We start from the raw sequence: 17,928 nt of genomic DNA, 5'->3' as shown, positions 1-17,928 counted from the left end.
CGCGGGTCAAGGCCGCGGCACGTTGCGCAGGTTGGAGCGGGCCATCTGCACCATGCGTCCCACCCCGCCGTCGAGGACGATCTTGCTGGCGGAGAGGGCGAAGCCGGTGACCATCTCCGAGCTGATCTTGGGCGGGATGGACAGGGCGTTGGGGTCGGTGACGATGTCGACGAGGGCGGGGCCCTTGTGGGCGAAGGCGTCCTTGAGGGCGCCCGCGAGCTGCTTGGGCTTCTCCACGCGGACGCCATAGGCGCCGGCGGCCCGGGCCACGGCGGCGAAGTCGGGGTTGTGGTTGGTGGTGCCGTACGAGGGCAGCCCCGCTACCAGCATCTCCAACTCCACCATTCCCAGGGACGAGTTGTTGAAGAGGACGACCTTCACCGGCAGGTCGTACTGGACGAGGGTCAGGAAGTCCCCCATCAGCATGGAGAAGCCGCCGTCGCCGGACATCGACACGACCTGCCGTTTGCGGTCGATGAACTGGGCGCCGATGGCCTGCGGCAGCGCGTTGGCCATCGAGCCGTGGCTGAAGGAGCCGATGATGCGCCGCTTGCCGTTCGGGGAGAGATAGCGGGCGGCCCAGACGTTGCACATGCCGGTGTCGACGGTGAAGACGGCGTCGTCGGCGGCGAGGTCGTCGAGGACGGAGGCGACGTACTCGGGGTGGATCGGGATGTGCTTCTCGACCTTGCGCGTGTACGCCTTGACGACGCCTTCGAGCGCGTCCGCGTGCTTCTTCAGCATCTTGTCGAGGAACTTGCGGTTCGACTTCGGCGAGACGCGCGGGGTGAGACAGCGCAGGGTCTCGCGCACGTCGCCCCAGACGGCGAGGTCCAGCTTCGAACGGCGGCCGAGGTTCTCGGGGCGCACGTCGACCTGGGCGATCTTGACGTCGTCGGGCAGGAAGGCGTTGTACGGGAAGTCGGTGCCGAGCAGGATGAGGAGGTCGCACTCGTGGGTGGCCTCGTACGCGGCGCCGTAGCCGAGCAGTCCGCTCATGCCGACGTCGTACGGGTTGTCGTACTGGATCCACTCCTTGCCGCGCAGGGCGTGCCCCACCGGTGACTTGATCTTCTCGGCGAACGCCATCACCTCGGCGTGCGCGCCCGCCGTGCCGCTGCCGCAGAACAGGGTGACCTTGTCGGCCTCGTCGATCATCGCGGCGAGCTTGTCGATCTCGGCGTCGCCGGGCCGCACGGAGGGCCGGGACGTCACGAGGGCGGTCTCGGCGGCCTTCTCCGGGGCGGGCTCGGAGGCGACGTCGCCGGGCAGCGACACCACGCTGACGCCGGAGCGGCCGACGGCGTGCTGGATGGCCGTCTGCACCAGGCGCGGCATCTGCTTCGGGCTGGAGATCAGTTCGCTGTAGTGGCTGCACTCGCGGAACAGCTGGTCCGGGTGGGTCTCCTGGAAGTAGCCGAGGCCGATCTCGGAGGACGGGATGTGCGAGGCCAGGGCGAGGACCGGGGCCATGGAGCGGTGCGCGTCGTAGAGGCCGTTGATGAGGTGCAGGTTGCCGGGGCCGCAGGAGCCCGCGCAGGCGGCGAGGGAGCCGGTGATCTGGGCCTCCGCGCCGGCCGCGAACGCGGCGGTCTCCTCGTGCCTGACCTGGATCCAGTCGATCGCCTTGGTGCGGCGGATCGCGTCCACGACGGGGTTCAGGCTGTCCCCGACGACTCCGTAGAGGCGTTTGACTCCGGCGCGTACGAGGATGTCGACGAACTGTTCGGCGACGTTCTGCTTGGCCATCTCTTCATGCACCCCTTCGCTCTCGTTGGGTCCATGAATTCACAGCGGCGCCGCTCACGCCTCCCAAACGGCGGCAGCGGTGCGATCGTCCGCGTATCCCTTCACCCGCACCTGGGTGTCGGCGAGGAACGCGGCGAGGCCGGGCGGGCCGCCCTCGGCCCATCTGCGGGTGAGATGGCGGGCCAGCTCCGGTTCGCCGCGCAGCGGCTCGGCGAGGCCGCCGCTGCACAGCAGGAGGGTGTCACCCGGGCGGGCGACGGAGGCCCGGAACCGGAACGGGTCGCGCGGCGGGGCGGGCGCGGGCTCGTACGGGCTCGGGGGTGTGGTGATCCCCAGGTCCATGGTGAGCCGGTCGCCGTCGGGGGTCTCGGCGGGCGGTGAGCCGAAGCCGACGACGGGCTCGCCCGCCGTGTCCGCCGTGCGGGGCTCTATGTCCTGCCACTCGCCGCCGCGGAGCCGGAACAGGCCGCCCGCGCCGACGCCGAAGAACACGCGGGTGCGGCACTCGGGGTCGGCGGGCAGCAGCAGACAGCGCAGCGTCGCCGTGTACTCGTCCGGTTCCAGGCCGAGTTCGGCGGCACGGGCGCGGAGCTTGCCGAGGCTGCGGTCGGTGAGGCGGTGCAGGCCCGACTTGAGGTCGCCGCGGCGCGCGGCGCGGATGTCCTGGGCGAGGCGGCTGTGGCTGCGGCCCACGGCGCGGCCGATCCAGGCGCAGGCGTCGGCCGCCGCCCGGTGCGCGCCCGGGGTGGCGCGGGCGCCGGTGGCCATGGCGACCAGGACGAGGGCGTCCTCGCCGGTGCCGAAGCGGGCGGTGAGCAGCGCGTCGCGGCGTGGCTCGCCCCGGAACCGGGCCGAGTCGCCGCGCACGGACGCGGCGCGCAGGGTGCTCGAGCCGTAGCGGGCCCCGTCGAGCACGGTGTCCGCGACCAGCTCGCCCAGGGCGTCCGGGTCGGCCACGGGCAGGCCCGTCGGCTCCGCCTCGTACGTCGGCGGTCCGTCCCCCACGTACGCGGGCACCCCGACCGGTACCTCCATGTCGCTCCGCGCCGCCCCGTCGCCGTCACCGGTCCCGCTCATCGGGCTCCCCTCGCTCGACGGCCGCCCGGCGGCCGTCGAGGCCCCCGCGGGCTCGGCCTGCCGCCCCGAGGGGAACGTGACCGGCTCGGCGGAGGCGACGGTGGCCGCCCAGGGGGCGGGGGCGCGGTAGGCGGGAGGGTGGCGGGGGCGGTCGGGGGGCGGTGCGGAGGGGGGTGGGGCGGGCGGTGAGGCGGGGTGCTCAGGAGGTGCGGTGCGCCCGGAGGGTGACGGAGGATCGGCGGGCTCGGGGGTGCCGAGGGGGGCGGGTGGGACTGAGGGTGTCGCGGGTGGGGTGGGTGGGGTGGGTGGGGTGGAGGAGGCCGTGGTCGCCGGGCGGCGGAAGGGCTCGGGGGGCGCGGGCCGGGTTGTCTCCGTCGCCTGGTGGCGGGGTGCCTCCGGGGCCGGGTGACGGGGTGCCTCCGGGGCCGGGTGGCGAGGCGGTTCCGGAGCCGGGGGCCGGGGCGGCTCGGGCGTCGGCGGCCGGGGCGGCTGCGGAGGTTCGGGCGTGGGGCGCCGGGGTGGCCGAGGGGCCGATGTGGTCAACCACTCCGGGAGGTCCTGGCGTTGGTCGGGGGCGGGCCCGCGCTCGGCCGGGTCGGCGTCGCGCCGCCCGGGGACGGCGTCGCTCTCCGCATGGACCGATGCGGCGTCCTGCCCCTGAGCCGACGCCGTGTCCACGGACACTTCGCCCCGTTGTCCCGGAACTCCCGGCGGTCCGGAACGTCCGGCACCGTGCGCGTCACGGCCGTCCGCGTCGGGCCCCGCGCCCGCCCCGCCGCCCTCAGCGCCCTCGGCGTCCCCGTCCGCCACCGTGTCCGACGCCGAAGCGAAGCGGTCGTCCAGAGTGTCGGCGGCCTTCGCCGGGCCCGTGTCGTCCTTCGACTCGTCGTACAACTGGCCCCACCAGTCGTCCTCCTGACCGGAACGGGCCCCGTGACCGGTGTGCCTCTCCCCCTGCTGGCTCATGCCCCTATTGTCCACCGCACAGGGCGTACGAAAACGGTGCATCAAGAAATTCCGGCCCGCGCGGGCGGGGGTGGCCCCGGGTGGCGCGCGAAGCGCCGGGCGGCCCCACCCCCCACGGGAGGACCGCCCGGCGCAGGGGGACACCTTGGCAGACCTGCGGGTGCTGCGGGGATGATGTTCGCGGCGGGTTTACGCCGTGGCCGCTTTCCGCCACGGCGACGCGAACGCGCCAGGACGATCGGGAGGCCCGGCCTGCCCGGAACGCATCGGGGAGGGACGTCGCCGCATGCTGGCTGCGATAGGTCTGGACGAGACGCACGAGGCGGCGTACCGCGCGCTGGTGTCGGTGGGCGCCGCCGACGTGCCCGACCTGGCGCGCCGACTCGCGCTGGGCGAGCCGGAGACCGAGCGGGCCCTGCGCCGCCTGGAGCGGCACGGTCTGGCCGCGCAGGCCTCGGGCCGGGCGGGCCGCTGGGTGGCGGCGCCGCCCGGGGTGGCCCTCGGCGCGCTGCTCACCCAGCACCGGCACGAGCTGGAGAAGGCCGAGCTGGCGGCGACGCTGCTCGCCGAGGAGTACCGGGCGCGGGCCGCCGAGCCCACCGTCCACGACCTGGTCGAGGTGGTGACCGGCGCGGCCGCCGTCTCCCAGCGCTTCCTCCAGCTCCAGCTCGGCGCGAGCCGCGAGGTGTGCGCGCTGGTGACGGGCAGGCCGGTGGCGGTCACGGGCGTGGAGAACGACGCGGAGGAGCAGGCCGCGAACCGGGGGGTGCGCTACCGCGTGGTCATCGAGCGCGAGGTGCTTGCCGCGCCCACGGGGCTGATGGAGGTCGCGGCGGCCATGCGGCGCGAGGAGCGGATCCGGGTCGCCGACCGCGTACCGACGAAGCTGGTCGTCGCCGACGGCACCCTCGCGATGGTGCCGCTGACGTCGCGGACGGCGGAGCCCGCCGCGCTCGTGGTGCACGCGAGCGGCCTCCTGGAGTCCCTGACGGGCCTGTTCGAGGCGGTGTGGCGGACGGCTCTCCCGCTGCGCCTGGGCGAGGGCGACGCGGTGCGCGAGGCGGGCGCGGACGGGCCGGACGGCACGGACCTGGAGGTCCTCTCGCTGCTCCTCGCGGGGATGACCGACGCCAGCGTCGCCAAACAGCTCGATCTGGGGCTGCGGACCGTGCAGCGCCGGGTCAAGCGGCTGATGGAGCTGACCGGCGTGACGACCAGGCTCCAGCTCGGCTGGCACGCGTACGAACGCGGCTGGGTGGCCCGCGAGGCGGCCGCCGGGCCCATCGCGGCGCTCCCGGCCCCGACCGCCCCGACGGGCATCGGCACGGCCCTCGGGACCGACCCCGACACGCGCTCCCAGGACTGACCCCGACCTGCGGTTTCGTACCCGCTCCTGCACTCTGGGCAGATGGGAGCGTGGGAACTCCTGCTGGTCGGCGTGGTGATGCTGCTCGGCCTGTGCGGAGTGCTGGTGCCCGGCGTACCGGGGTCCTGGCTCGTGTGGGCCGGGACCGCGTGGTGGGCGCTGCAGGACCCGAAGGGGCTCGCCTGGGGCGTCCTCGTCGGCGCGACCCTGGTGCTCCTGCTGTCCCAGGCCGTGCGCTGGCAGCTGCCGCCGCGTCGGCTGCGGGAGTCGGGGGCGACCCACCGGATGGCCGCGTACGCGGGCGGGGGCGCCCTGCTCGGCTTCTGCGTGCTGCCGGTGGTCGGCGCGCTGCCGGGGTTCGTCGGCGGGATGTATCTGGCGGAGCGGATACGGCTGGGCGGGCGGGGGGAGGCGGTGACGGCGGTGCGGACGGCGCTGCGGGCCGGGGGGTGGAGCGTGTTCGTGGAACTGTTCGCGTGCCTGCTGATCGTGGGGGCGTGGGTGGGGGCGGAGGTGTGGGGCGGCTGAGACCGCGCAGCGCCTGATGCCGCACAGTGCCTGATATCGCGCAGTGCCTGATGCGGCGCAGCGCTTGAGACCGCACAGCGTCGGATTTACATCCGACCTCTATCGACTCATTGACGTACCCCCATGCCATCTCTAGCCTCCAGCACCGAGAGAGATCCGATGACTCGGCCAGGAGGTCTCATGCCCAGCCCTTCGAGCCCTTCGAGCCCTTCGAGCCCGTCCGATCCGCCCCGCGCCTCCCGCCCCTCGCGAAGAGCCGTGCTCGCCACCGGACCCGCGCTCGGCGGGGCGGCGCTCGGCGGCGGACTGCCCGCGCAGGACCCGGCGGCCGCCCCGCGGGAGCCGCGGCGCGCGGCACCCGACCCCTGGCGCGCCGTCCTCGACGACGCGGACATGGTCTGGCAGCGGATGCCGAGCACCTGGTACGAGGGCCCGTTACTCGGCAACGGCTTCCTCGGCTCCGGGATCTACGCGGAGCCGGGCCGCGAGAAGGCGGCCGTCCGGTTCGATGTGCAGCACTCCGAGGTGCAGGACCTCCCCCGAGCTCTTAATGAGCAGGGGGCACCCCCACCCCGGAGTTCGGCTCGCTCTTCGGGCTCGCCCGGCTGCCGATCGGCCACTTCACCCTGGAGCCCGTCGGGACGCTCACCGGCGTCGACTGGCGGCTGCGGCTGCGCGACGCCGAGCTGACGGGGACGCTCACCACGGACCGGGGCACGCTCCGCGTCCGCGCGCACGTGCACAGCTCACGTTCCGTTCTCGCCGTGGAGGTGACGGCGAGCGCGGGCGAGCGCAGCTTCCGCTGGGTGTTCCACCCGGCGGAGGCGATCAGCCCGCGGGCCGCGCTCAAGCCGGTGCCGGCGGGCTACGAGGGCAATCCGCCCGCGCGGGTGGAGAGCCACGCCGGGGTGTCCGCGGCCGTGCAGCCGCTGCTCGCAGGCGGGCAGCACGTCACCGCCTGGCGGGAGCAACGGCGGGGCGGGGCAAGGGCGTTGTACGTCCATGTGGCGCACTCGCACCCGAAGTCCACGGCCCGCGACCCGGCGGTGCGCGCGGTGCGGGCCGCCGCCCGGATGCCGTACGACACGCTCGCCGCGCCGCTGCCGGGCGACGGCGTGGTCTTCCACTATCCGCTCAAGGGCCTCGGCACGGCCAAGGACGGCGACCAGGAGGCCAAGGGCGTCTGGCTCGCGGGCGCCAAGGTCACCGACGTCGGGCCCGGAGTCACGGACGGGACGACGCTGGTGGCGCAGGGTGCCATCCTGACGGAGGTCGTGACGGCCACGGCGGCGGCCGAACGGACGCTGACGCTGCCGGGCGCCGGACAGTTCGCCGTCGACGCCGGACGCGAGGCGGTGTGGTCGGCGGACCTCGCGCAGAACAAGCTGTACCGGATCGACACCACCTCCTTCACCGTCACCAAGGCCGTCGAACTCCCTTTCACGGAAGGGACGGAGGGCTTCACCGCCGTCGACCCCGCGACCGGCTCGGTGTGGGTCGGCCGACAGGACAAGGTGATGGTGTTCGACGCGGACGGCGCGGCGCGCGGCACCGTCGACGGCAAGGACCTGGCGCGGGACGTGGCCTTCGACGGCTCCCGGGCGTACGTCGCCCGGCAGGACGTCGGCGACCCGGGCGCGCCGGACTACGACGGCCGGGGTTCGCTGACGGTCCTCGACACCGGCACCCTGAAGCCGGTCGCCGAGCCGGTCGCGCTGCCCGGCAACGAGGCCCAACTCGGCTACGCGGCCGTGGCGGTGGCACCGGGCGGCGCCGAGGTGTTCGTGACGAGCCCGGCCCAGGGCCGGATCACCCGGATCGAACGGAACACCCCGCCGAAGGTCACCGCGTCGCCCGCCGACGTGACGGCCGACGACGGCGCCGAGGTCACGCTCACCGCGCGCGCCGAGGGCTCCCCCGAGCCCACCGTGCGCTGGCAGCGGAGCACGGACGGCGGCGGTTCCTGGGCCGTGGTCGAGGGCGCCACGAAACCCTCGTACACCTTCACCGCCCGCGCGCGGCAGGACGGGCACCGCTACCGCGCCGAGTTCAGCAACGACGCCGGTACGGCGCACTCGGAGCCCGCCGCCCTCAAGGCCAGCGCGAAACCGGGCGACGAGGGCTCGGCGACGGGCCCTGAAGGGCAGCGGCTCACCGCCACTCCGGTCAATGAACTCGCTTCCAAAAAACAGAAGTTGACCGTCACCGGCTCGGGCTACGACGAGAAGAAGGGCGTCTACGCGGCCCTGTGCGTCGACAACGGGCCGGGCAGGACACCGACGCCCTGCGTAGGCGGCGCGGCCACGGACGGCGGCTCGAAGGCGTCGACGGTCAACTCGACCTCGAACAACCCGCCGCCGCACGGCGCGGACCTGGCCGTCCCCTACGGCAAGGACGGCTCGTTCAAGGTCGAGTTGACCGTCGACGCCAAGGACGGCTCCGCGGACTGCCGCACCACCCGCTGCGTCCTCGCGACCCGCGCGGACCACACCCGGCCCGGCGACCGCTCGCAGGACGTCCGGGTGCCGGTGACCTTCGCCGACGGCGACGGTGACGGGCCCGGGGACGGCGGCGATGGCGGGACGGCCGAAGGCGGGTCCGACGGGGGCGACCCGGCGGGCGGCTCGGACTCCGGCGGGTCCGGGGACGCGGGCGACTCCGGCACGACGGGATCCGGCGGCTCCGACGGTTCGGGCGGTGCCGTCGGCGGCACCGGCAGCGCCGGATCGGGCGGCAGCCTGGCCTCCACCGGGCAGCCCATCGGCGGCGCGGCGGCACTCGCGGCGGCGCTGACGGCGGCGGGCCGGTACGCGATGCGACGGGCCCGCCGGGGATCCGACGGCCTGGGAGGGACGGGGTGAACTCGCCCGTCGCCCCTACGCCGTGAGCAGCCGGGCGCCTTCCCCGTGCGCTCCCACCTGTCCCGTACGCAGATGACGTACCGCGTACGAACGCCAGGGCCGCCACGCGTCGGACACCGGCTCGCCCGGCGGGGCCACGTCCGGGTCGCCGAGGGCCCGCGTCCGGATGGCCGCGGCGGCCGCGGCGTCGACACCGGCCACCGCGCGCAGTTGCCGCTCGGCGTCGTCGCGGTCGGCGCCCGCGTCCAGGCGCACCGTGCCGTCGGCGAGGGCGGCCGCGAGCGGGAGCCGTTCGGCGAGGGCCTCCGGCGCGGGGAAGACATGGGTGAGCGTGCCGCACGGCGACGGCAGCGGCGTGCCGTGCTCGACGACGAGCCGCCGCGCCTGTTCCCCGCCGACGACCGCGCGCACCGCGAACTCCTCCGGGTCGGCCGCGCCCGGCGAGCGCAGGCCGGGGCGGGCCCGGACGAGGGGGGCGAGGCGGGGGTCGGCGGACAGGCGCTCGTCGACGGCGTACGGGTCGGCGTCCAGGTCGAAGAGGCCGCGCAGGCGCTGCACGGCGGTGGTCAGGTCGCGCAGGTCGGTGAGGTGGAGGCGGGCCTCCAGCCAGCCGCAGCGGTGGCGGTCGGGGCCCTTGCGCGCGTCGCGCTCCTCGACGGCGACGATCCCGGAGGCGTACGGCAGCCGCATGGTGCGCCGGTACGTGCGGGCGCCGCGCGGCCCGCTGACGTCCTCCACGCCGGGCAGCGCCTCGTGGGCGAGCAGGTCGAAGACGGCGGCGGTCTGGTAGGGGCCGCGGTGGGCGAGGCGCAGCGGGATGCCGGCGGAGGGGGTGCCGCGGCCGCCGCCCCGCTTGGGCGCGGCGGCGCGCAGGGCGGTGGGCGTCAGCTCGTACACGGCACGGATGGTGTCGTTGAACTGCCGGACGCTGGCGAACCCAGCGGCGAACGCGATCTCAGTGACCGGCAGGTCGGTGGTCTGGAGCAGCACGCGGGCGGTGTGCGCGCGCTGGGCACGGGCGAGCGCGACCGGGCCCGCGCCCAGCTCGGCGGTGAGCTGGCGCTGGACCTGGCGGGCGCTGTAGCCGAGGCGGACGGCGAGGCCGCCGACGCCCTCGCGGTCGACGACGCCGTCCCCGATCATCCGCATGGCCCGGCCGACCACGTCGGCGCGGACGTTCCACTCGGCGGAGCCGGGCACGGCGTCGGGGCGGCAGCGGCGGCAGGCGCGGAAGCCGTTGCTCTGCGCGGCGGCGGCCGTCGGGTAGTAGCGGACGTTCTGGCGTTTGGGCGTGACCGCCGGGCAGCTCGGCCGGCAGTAGATGCCGGTCGTCTCGACGGCGAAGAAGAACTCGCCGTCGAAACGGGCGTCGCGGCTGCGGACGGCTTCGTACCTGGTGTCTTGGTCACTCACGTCATCCAGTGTGAGCCGGGGCGGGCACCGGGGCTAGCGGGAATCGGACGTCGCGCTCACGGCCCCACCGCACCAGGGGCCGAGCGGCCTCCGGTGCGGCATCGCGTCCCTGGACGGGGCGCGGGGCTCTGACACGTGCGGCTCCGCCGCGTGGGCGCGACCAGCCCCCACCGGGCTCGCGGGGCACGCCACAGCCCTGCCACGGGACTGCTCAGCGCAGCCGCCCACGTTTCGCCTCCATGGCGGCCTTCCCCTCGGCCCCCCGCCGCTTCCACTCGCGGCGCATATCGGCCCGCACCCGGGCATCGGTCTTGGCGACGATGCGCTGGTTCTCACGGATCAACTTGCGGTAGCTGTCCAGCCGCCGCTCAGGGAGTGTGCCGTCCTCCAGGGCGGCGAGCACCGCGCAGCCGGGCTCCGCGACATGCGCGCAGTCCTGGAAGCGGCACCCCTCGCCGAGTTCCTCGATCTCGGCGAAGACCTGGCCGACGCCGGTCTCCGCGTCGTAGAGGCCGACGCCCCGCAGCCCCGGCGTGTCGATGAGGACGCCGCCGCCGGGCAGGACGAGGAGGTTGCGGGTGGTGGTGGTGTGCCGGCCCTTGCCGTCGACGTCACGGATCGCCTGGACGTCCATGATGTCGGCCCCGGCGAGCGCGTTGGCGAGGGTCGACTTGCCCGCGCCGGACTGCCCGAGGAGCACCGACGTACCGCCGGAGAGGACCGCGGCGAGGACGTCGACGCCGTCGCCGTCGGCGGCGCTGACGGGCAGCACCTGCACACCGGGGGCGGTCGTCTCCACGTCCTCGACGAGGTACGACAGGGCGGTGGCGTCGGGCACGAGGTCGGCCTTGGTGAGGACGACGACGGGCTGGGCGCCGGACTCCCAGCCGAGCGCGAGGAACCGCTCGATGCGGCCGAGGTCGAGCTCGGCGGCCAGGGACACCGCGATGACGGCGTGGTCGACGTTGGCCGCGAGGATCTGCCCCTCGGACCGCTTGGACGAGGTGGACCGCACGAACGAGGTGCGGCGCGGCAGGTAGGCCCGCACATAGCGGGGGTCGCCGCCGGCCGGGTCGACGGCCGCCCAGTCGCCGGTGCAGATGACCCTCAGGGGGTCGTGCGGGGTGACGTAGGTGGTGTCGGCGCGGATGACGCCTTCCTCGGTGACGACGAGGTCGCAGCTGCCGCGGTCGACGCGGACGACGCGTCCGGGGAGCAGTCCCTGCGCCGCGTACGAGGCGAAGGCGGCGGCCCAGTCCTCGTCCCAGCCGTACGGCACGAGGGAGGACACCGCGGACTCGGTGAGAGCCGACTCGGAGGGAGCCGAGGAGGCGGAGGAAGCAGAAGACGAACGGAAAGCGGAGGAAGACAAGGGGAACCCTTCACAGGGTGGCCCCGGCCCACGCGCCGGACGGGCGCGGCGAAGGACGAGAGAGGTCAGCCGGAGACCACGGAGGTGGTGTGGATGATCGTCTGGATGCGGGCAGCACCGTTCGCAACGACAGCCATGAATCACACCTCCTGGGAACCTGCTCAGCCGACTACGGCGGTCGCGTCTCGCTTCCGCCGAGGAACGCGTTGACTGTAGCTCCAGCCTCCGGCGGGCCGCCACCTCTTTTTCCGCCCGCCCGATCCCCGACCGCTCCACACCTCACGCCAACCGAGGGCGACGCCACCCCAACAGCACCCAACTCCCCCTACATGCAGCCGAGTTGGCGCACCGATCCAGTCATGCTCTCCCCCTGACAGGCCCCCGTACCGCCGATATGCTGGTTGGCTCTCTCTCGGGCGGAGCACTTACGGGGGACGTATGACGACGCCTGAATCACCCACCACACCCCACCTGGGCATCGAACTGCCGGACCGCACCGCGACGCGGCGGCTGTGCGCCGGGGTCTACCTGGACCCCGAGTTCCGCGACGCCGTCCTGCACCGGGTGTACAACGCCCGCAAGCGCCGGGTCGCGCCGTCGTACGGCTACGACCTCGTGCCCGTCGTGACGCACGCGTGGCGTGCCTGGTGGCTGTCCACCATCGGCGACGCCGTGCTGCTCACGCTGTGCTGCGCGGCGATCCTGCTGTACCCGCTCCCGGCGCTGCTCGCCGCCGTCGCCCTCTTCGACATCGGCCTCGTGGTCGCGCTGGCCACCAACGCCCTGCGCTCCGTCCGGGCCCTGGGGCACAGATACACCAATACACCGGACCCGGACACGAACACGGACCCGGACGCATCCCAGTGGCGCAGGACTCTCGGCTACGACCTCGTCATCGCCGCCCTGGTCACCGTGGGCGTGGTCGTGGGTGTCAGGGGGAGCGCGGGCGACGGCGCCTTCCTCACGGCAGCCGTCATCGCCCTGGCCCTCTGCACCGTCCTCGCGGTGCTCGGCACACTGCGTCAGCTCGCCGTGAACCGGCTGCGCGCCCACGGCACGGATCCGCGCCGTCCGCGCGCCCGCGGCCGACTGGCGGTGATAGAGAGCCAGCAGCGGCACCCCCTGGTGGTGTACTCGGGCGCGAGCCCCTTCGTCGGCAGCGGCAGCAGCCTGCGCACCTGGTCGTTCGCGCAGCGTCTGATCGAGGCCAAGCCGTTCGGAGTCGACAAGGCCGACAGGGACATCGAGTTCGAGAAGAAGCCGTTCGCCACCCGGGAGCTGGTGGAGGAGCTGCGGCGCGCGATCACGGCCCTCGACACCGAGGAGGACCCCGAGACCCGGCTGCCGGGGCTGCGGGTACTCGACTCCCTCTTCGTGGAGGGCCGTTACGCACGCGGGTACGCGGACGACCTGGAGCCCGAGGCCCGTGCCGGGCTGGTCGACCGGGTCCTTGACCGCCCGCAGGAGACGGTCCGGCACTATCTGACGTGTCAGGTGGAGTCCTGGGGCGGTGAAGTGGTGACCACCGTCTTCGTCCATGTGTCGCTGCAAGGTCGCACGATGTACATCGAGTTCAGCAGCCGGGCGCTCGCGCCGACCCGCCTCGCCTACCAGGTCGTCGACACCATCGGCGGGACGGGCACCCTGGCGACGCTGCGCGCAGCCGTGCTGCACGGCGGCCGCATCCGGGACATCGCGCTGGCGCCGCTGCGGCTGCTGCGGGCGCCGCTGCCCCTGCTCGGCGCGCTGGGCGCGGGGAGCGACGCCACCGTGGCGCAGCTCAAGCGGGGGCGGGACATCGGCGCCGACTGCAGCGCGCGCGAGCTGGCGGCGATCGGCGCCGACGAGAACTACTTCCAGACCTTCGACGTCGTGAAGCACCTGAAGATCATCGAGCAGCGGCTCCTGTCGACCGTCGGCGACTACCTGACCGAGCGCGGTGTGGACACCTCCGAGTTCCGGCGGCGGGCCACGGCCATCCTCAACAACGGGATCATCAGCGCCGGCTCCGGCAACCAGATCGACCTGACCGACGTGGCCATGGGCGACAGCACCAGCGTCAGCAAGTGATCCCGGGAGGAACACCGTGCGGAACAACGGGATCATCAGCACCGGCTCCAACAACCGGATCAATCTCTCCGATGTCGCCATGGGCGAGGGCACCAGCCTGACGCGCTCCCCCGCGAGCGGCCCCGAAAGCGCCCAGCCCCCGCCGGGACCCGACCCGGAGACCTGGGACCTCGGCGTCGTCACCGTCCTGTCCGTGGAGACCCGCGCCCTCATCGCCGCGCTCTCCCGGCGCGGCACGCAGCGCAAGCCGGTCACCGCGCCCCGCGGACGGTTCCGCGAGTTCCGCTGGACCGACGCGGGCCGCCCGGTGCGGGTCGCCGTCACCCAGTCGCTGCGCCCGGGCCAGTTGTCGGCGGGCAGCGCGGTGACGGCTCTGCGCGCCGCGTACGCGCCGCGCTTCTTGGCCCTCGTCGGCATCGCCGGTGCCGTCGGTCCGGGCCTGGGCCTGGGGGATGTCGTCGTGGCGGAGGAAGTCGTGCACTACGAACCCCGCAAGGTGACGCCCGAGGAGATACGCCGACGCGGCCGCAGCCATCCGGTGGCCGCCGAGGTGCAGCACGCCGTCAACGACTTCTTCACGGAGCACGACGAGCCCTGGCGGCTGCCCTGGTCCGGGGAGCACCGGGCGCTGCGCGGCCTGATCGGCTCGGGCGAGGCCGTCCTCGCCGACACCGACGCGGCCGAGCGCGCCTATCTGCGCCAGTACAACGAGAAGGTCCTCGCCGTGGAGACGGAGGGCGCGGGCCTCGCCGAGGCCGTGTACGCGGGCCCCGCCGACGGCCGCGCCCCCGAGCCGTGGCTGCTGGTCCGGGGCATGTCGGACGCGGCGGGCCCCGACAAGGACGACAGCCACCACGCCGTCGCCGCCCTCAACGCGGCGGAGGTCTTCTGCGCCCTGCTCCCCCACCTGCTGTGAGACCGGGGTGAACCCGCCCCGCCCCTGCCCGTGACCCCGCAAGCCGCATCGACCCCGAACGGACGGAGGCAGGATGGCGGAGCCGGACGAGGTGACCCTCGGACGCGTACTGCTGACCGAGTACGAACAGCTGAAGGCGGAGCAGACCGGCCGGATCCGGCTGCGCGACAACCTCCTGTACGCGATGCTCGCCGCCACGGCCGCCGTCATCGCCGCCACGATGCGCACGGGCGACCATCTGGCGCTCCTGCTGCTGTTCCCGCCGATCTCGCTGCTGCTGGGCTGGACGTACCTCGTCAACGACGAGAAGATCTCCGCCATCGGCCGCCATGTGCGCGCCACGCTGGCCCCGCGCCTCGCCGAAGTCCTCGACGTGGACGAGGAGATCCTCACCTGGGAGTCGGCCCACCGCGACGACCGCCGCCGGGGCTCGCGCAAGGCCCTGCAGCTCGCCGTGGACCTGCTGGCCTTCACTCTCTCGCCGCTCGCCGCGCTGACCGCCTTCTGGGTCAACGGCCACCTCACCTGGCCGCTGCTCGCGGTCTCGGGGGCGGAGACCGCCGCCGTCGGGGTGCTCGCGTGGCAGATCGTGGTGTACGCCGACCTCGGCCGGGGCTGAGACCGGGCCCGTGGCGCCGTTCGGTCCAAACCCCGCGCCAAGAATCCAACAACCTGCCGACGCAAAGAATTGAGACAGCACCTTCCGCGGGTTGTGATGGACCCATGGAACTTCCCCACCACGAGGACGTGTCCCCCGGCACCGGCGGTCTCGCACCCCGCGCGTGGTACGCGGGCTCGGACGCCGCCGTGCTCTCACTGAACGGGAGCTGGCGGTTCCGGCTCTCCCCCCGCGCGTACGGGCTCGACGAGTCGTTCGCCGCCGCCGGGTTCGACGCCGCGGCCTGGGACGAGGTCGTCGTGCCCGGGCACTGGGTCCTCCAGGGGCACGGCGCGCCCCTCTACACCAACCAGATGTATCCCTTCCCCGTCGACCCGCCGCGGGTGCCGACGGAGAACCCGACGGGCGACCATCTGCGCGGCTTCGACCTGCCCGCGGGGTGGCCCGCGGACGGGGACGCGGTACTGCGGTTCGACGGGGTCGAGTCGTGTGCGCGGGTGTGGCTGAACGGCACGCCGCTCGGGGACTTCAAGGGGTCGCGGCTCCCGCACGAGTTCGCGGTCGGGCACCTGCTGCGGCCGGAGGGCAACGTCCTCGCCGTGCGCGTGCACCAGTGGTCGTCGGGGTCGTACCTGGAGGACCAGGACCAGTGGTGGCTGCCCGGCATCTTCCGGGACGTGACGCTCCTGCACCGGCCCGAGGGCGCGGCGCGGGACTTCTTCACGCACGCCTCGTACGACCACGAGGCGGGCACGGGCACCCTGCGGGTGGACTCCGACGTGCCGGGCCGGGTGACGGTGCCGGAGCTCGGCGTGGACATCGCGACCGGGCAGAGCGTGACCGTGCCGGTCGAGCCGTGGTCGGCGGAGCGGCCTCGTCTGTACGACGCGGAGCTGGCCACGGCGGGCGAGCGCATCCCGCTGCGGGTGGGCTTCCGGACGGTCGCCCTCACCGACGGTCTTATCACCGTCAACGGGCGGCCGTTGCTGTTCCGGGGCGTGAACCGGCACGAGTTCCACCCGGAGAAGGGCCGCGCCCTCGACCTCGCCACGATGCGCGCGGACGTCCAGCTGATGAAGCAGCACAACATCAACGCCGTCCGCACGTCCCACTACCCGCCGCACCCCGCCTTCCTCGACCTCTGCGACGAGCTGGGCCTGTGGGTGATCGACGAGTGCGACCTGGAGACGCACGGCTTCACGATGCTGGGCTGGCGCGGCAACCCCGTCGACGACGACCGCTGGACCCCGGCCCTCCTCGACCGCGCCGCCCGCACCGTCGAGCGGGACAAGAACCATCCGTCGGTGATCATCTGGTCGCTGGGCAACGAGTGCGGCACCGGCGTGGGCCTGCGCGCGATGGCCGCCTGGATCCGCGACCGCGACCCGGACCGGCTGCTGCACTACGAGGGCGACCCCTCCTGCCAGGACACCGACATGTACTCGCGGATGTACGCCGACCACGCCGAGGTCGAACGCATCGGCCGGGGCGAGGACGAAGGACCCGAGGCGCGGCGCCGACTGCCGTTCATCCTCTGTGAGTACGGGCACGCCATGGGCAACGGACCCGGTGGCCTGCGCGAGTACCAGGACCTGTTCGAGCGGTACGAGCGGCTGCAGGGCGGCTTCGTCTGGGAGTGGATCGACCACGGCCTGAAGCACCCGGAGTTCGGGCACGCCTACGGCGGCGACTTCGGCGAGGAGCTGCACGACGGGAACTTCGTCTGCGACGGCCTGTGCTTCCCCGAGCGCGTGCCGTCCCCCGGGCTCCTCGACTACAAGCAGGTCGTCCAGCCGGTGCGGTTCACCTACGACCCGGTGTCCGGCACGGTGTCGGTGACCAACCTGTACGACTTCGCGGACCTGGCGGACCTGGCGTTCGAGTGGACGTACCTCATGGACGGCCCGGCGCACCCGGTGTCGGGCCCGCTGGACGTGCCGCCCGAGCTGGGCCCCGGCGAGAGCGTCGAGCTGAAGCTGCCCGACCCGCCGCCGGCCGTGGGCGGCGCCGAGATCCGGCTGCACGTGTCGGCCATGGTCTGCGAGGAGACCAACTGGACCTCCCTCGACCATGTGGTGGCCCGCGCCGACTTCGCCGTCACCCCGCGCCCGCCCGTGCCCGTCGCAGACGGCGAACGCCCGCGCCGCCGCGGCTACGACGTGGCCCTCGGCCCCGGCCGCTTCGACGCCCGCACGGGCGAGCTGCGCGCCCTGGACGACCTCACCCTGACCGCCGCCCCGCGCCTGGACGTGTGGCGGGTGCCCACCGACAACGACGACGGCGCGCCCTGGCAGCCCGACACCCGCTACGGCCCGCTGTGGCGCGAGCTGGGCCTGGACCGCATGCAACACCGCCTGGACGACGTCGAGTCGGACGCGGCCGGGCTCACCGTCCGCACCCGGGTCGCCCCGGCCGCCCGCGACCTGGCGCTGCGCACCGTGTACCGCTGGACGTCCGACGGCACGGCCCTGCGGCTCGCGGTGGCGGTGACGCCGGAGGGCGACTGGCAGGTGCCGCTGCCCCGGCTCGGCGTCCGGCTCGGGCTGCCCGCCGCGCTCGGCCACGCGCACTGGTTCGGCGGCGGCCCGGGAGAGGCGTACCCGGACACCAAGTCGGCGTCCGTCGTGAGCCGTTGGTTTCTGCACGTGGACCGGATGCAGACGCCGTACGTCCGACCGCAGGAGAACGGCGCCCGCGCCGACGTCCGCTGGGCGGAGCTGCGCGACGGCTTCGACGGCGCCGGGGTGCGGATCACCGGCGACCCGGAGTTCTGGTTCACGGCCCGGCGCTGGAGCAGCGCGGAGCTGGACGCGGCGACCCACCGCACGGACCTGAGGCCGGGTGCCACGGTGTGGGTGCACCTCGACCACGGGCAGCGCGGCATCGGCTCGCAGTCGTGCGGCCCCGGGGTGCTGCCGCGGCACGAACTCCGCGCGGAACCGGCGGAGTTCACCTTCACCTTCGCCCTGGCCGAACGGGGGCGGTGAGAGA

General features: G+C 74.0%; 13 protein-coding genes. 9 read left to right on the top strand and 4 right to left on the bottom strand.

Going from position 1 to position 17,928, the window contains the following annotated elements:
• Nucleotides 1-6: 6 nt before the first annotated feature.
• Complete coding sequence (locus ACZ6BG_RS32750; protein WP_469008061.1) at nt 7-1,749, bottom strand: pyruvate dehydrogenase; 1,743 nt, start codon at nt 1,747-1,749, stop codon at nt 7-9.
• A gap of 54 nt (nt 1,750-1,803) precedes the next feature.
• Nucleotides 1,804-2,784, bottom strand: coding sequence for a protein phosphatase 2C domain-containing protein (locus ACZ6BG_RS32745; protein ID WP_469008059.1), 981 nt, complete (start codon nt 2,782-2,784; stop codon nt 1,804-1,806).
• Here ACZ6BG_RS32745 and ACZ6BG_RS32740 point away from each other — a divergent pair.
• The 5 genes from ACZ6BG_RS32740 to ACZ6BG_RS32720 all read left to right on the top strand — a co-directional run bounded on the left by ACZ6BG_RS32740 (nt 2,783) and on the right by ACZ6BG_RS32720 (nt 8,547).
• Complete coding sequence (locus ACZ6BG_RS32740; RefSeq protein ID WP_469008057.1) at nt 2,783-2,956, top strand: hypothetical protein; 174 nt, start codon at nt 2,783-2,785, stop codon at nt 2,954-2,956. The two genes, ACZ6BG_RS32745 and ACZ6BG_RS32740, sit on opposite strands and share 2 nt — an antisense overlap.
• 1,122 nt (nt 2,957-4,078) lie before the next feature.
• Complete coding sequence (locus ACZ6BG_RS32735; protein WP_469008054.1) at nt 4,079-5,158, top strand: helix-turn-helix domain-containing protein; 1,080 nt, start codon at nt 4,079-4,081, stop codon at nt 5,156-5,158.
• Between the two features lie 42 nt (nt 5,159-5,200).
• A complete protein-coding gene (locus ACZ6BG_RS32730; protein WP_469008052.1) occupies nt 5,201-5,686 on the top strand; it encodes a DUF456 domain-containing protein in 486 nt (161 codons plus the stop codon).
• Nucleotides 5,687-5,866: 180 nt separating this feature from the next.
• Nucleotides 5,867-6,376: a hypothetical protein gene (locus ACZ6BG_RS32725; RefSeq protein WP_469008050.1), complete on the top strand. Its 510-nt coding sequence runs from the start codon at nt 5,867-5,869 to the stop codon at nt 6,374-6,376.
• 47 nt (nt 6,377-6,423) lie between these two features.
• Nucleotides 6,424-8,547 (top strand): immunoglobulin domain-containing protein, encoded by a 2,124-nt coding sequence (locus ACZ6BG_RS32720; protein ID WP_469008049.1) that lies wholly within the window; start codon nt 6,424-6,426, stop codon nt 8,545-8,547.
• Nucleotides 8,548-8,562: 15 nt separating this feature from the next.
• Here the strand turns inward: ACZ6BG_RS32720 and ACZ6BG_RS32715 are convergent, their stop codons facing one another.
• Together ACZ6BG_RS32715 and rsgA are read right to left on the bottom strand one after the other, a co-directional pair.
• The gene (locus tag ACZ6BG_RS32715; RefSeq protein ID WP_469008047.1) at nt 8,563-9,960 is read right to left on the bottom strand and encodes a DNA-3-methyladenine glycosylase 2 family protein; all 1,398 of its coding nucleotides are present in this window, start codon (nt 9,958-9,960) and stop codon (nt 8,563-8,565) included.
• 211 nt (nt 9,961-10,171) lie between these two features.
• On the bottom strand, nt 10,172-11,251 hold the full coding sequence (gene rsgA / locus ACZ6BG_RS32710; protein WP_469008186.1) for a ribosome small subunit-dependent GTPase A: 1,080 nt from the start codon (nt 11,249-11,251) through the stop codon (nt 10,172-10,174).
• 519 nt (nt 11,252-11,770) lie between these two features.
• Here rsgA and ACZ6BG_RS32705 point away from each other — a divergent pair.
• The 4 genes from ACZ6BG_RS32705 (at nt 11,771) to ACZ6BG_RS32690 (ending at nt 17,924) form a co-directional block, all read left to right on the top strand.
• Nucleotides 11,771-13,402 (top strand): hypothetical protein, encoded by a 1,632-nt coding sequence (locus tag ACZ6BG_RS32705; RefSeq protein WP_469008045.1) that lies wholly within the window; start codon nt 11,771-11,773, stop codon nt 13,400-13,402.
• 16 nt (nt 13,403-13,418) lie between these two features.
• On the top strand, nt 13,419-14,318 hold the full coding sequence (locus ACZ6BG_RS32700; RefSeq protein ID WP_469008042.1) for a 5'-methylthioadenosine/S-adenosylhomocysteine nucleosidase family protein: 900 nt from the start codon (nt 13,419-13,421) through the stop codon (nt 14,316-14,318).
• A 73-nt stretch (nt 14,319-14,391) separates the two neighbouring features.
• Complete coding sequence (locus ACZ6BG_RS32695) at nt 14,392-14,937, top strand: hypothetical protein (protein WP_469008039.1); 546 nt, start codon at nt 14,392-14,394, stop codon at nt 14,935-14,937.
• A 104-nt stretch (nt 14,938-15,041) separates the two neighbouring features.
• Nucleotides 15,042-17,924 (top strand): glycoside hydrolase family 2 TIM barrel-domain containing protein, encoded by a 2,883-nt coding sequence (locus tag ACZ6BG_RS32690; RefSeq protein WP_469008036.1) that lies wholly within the window; start codon nt 15,042-15,044, stop codon nt 17,922-17,924.
• Nucleotides 17,925-17,928: the final 4 nt, after the last annotated feature.

The organism is Streptomyces sp. NPDC041205 (assembly GCF_055591765.1).
This window is presented reverse-complemented; position numbering and strand designations above follow the sequence as displayed.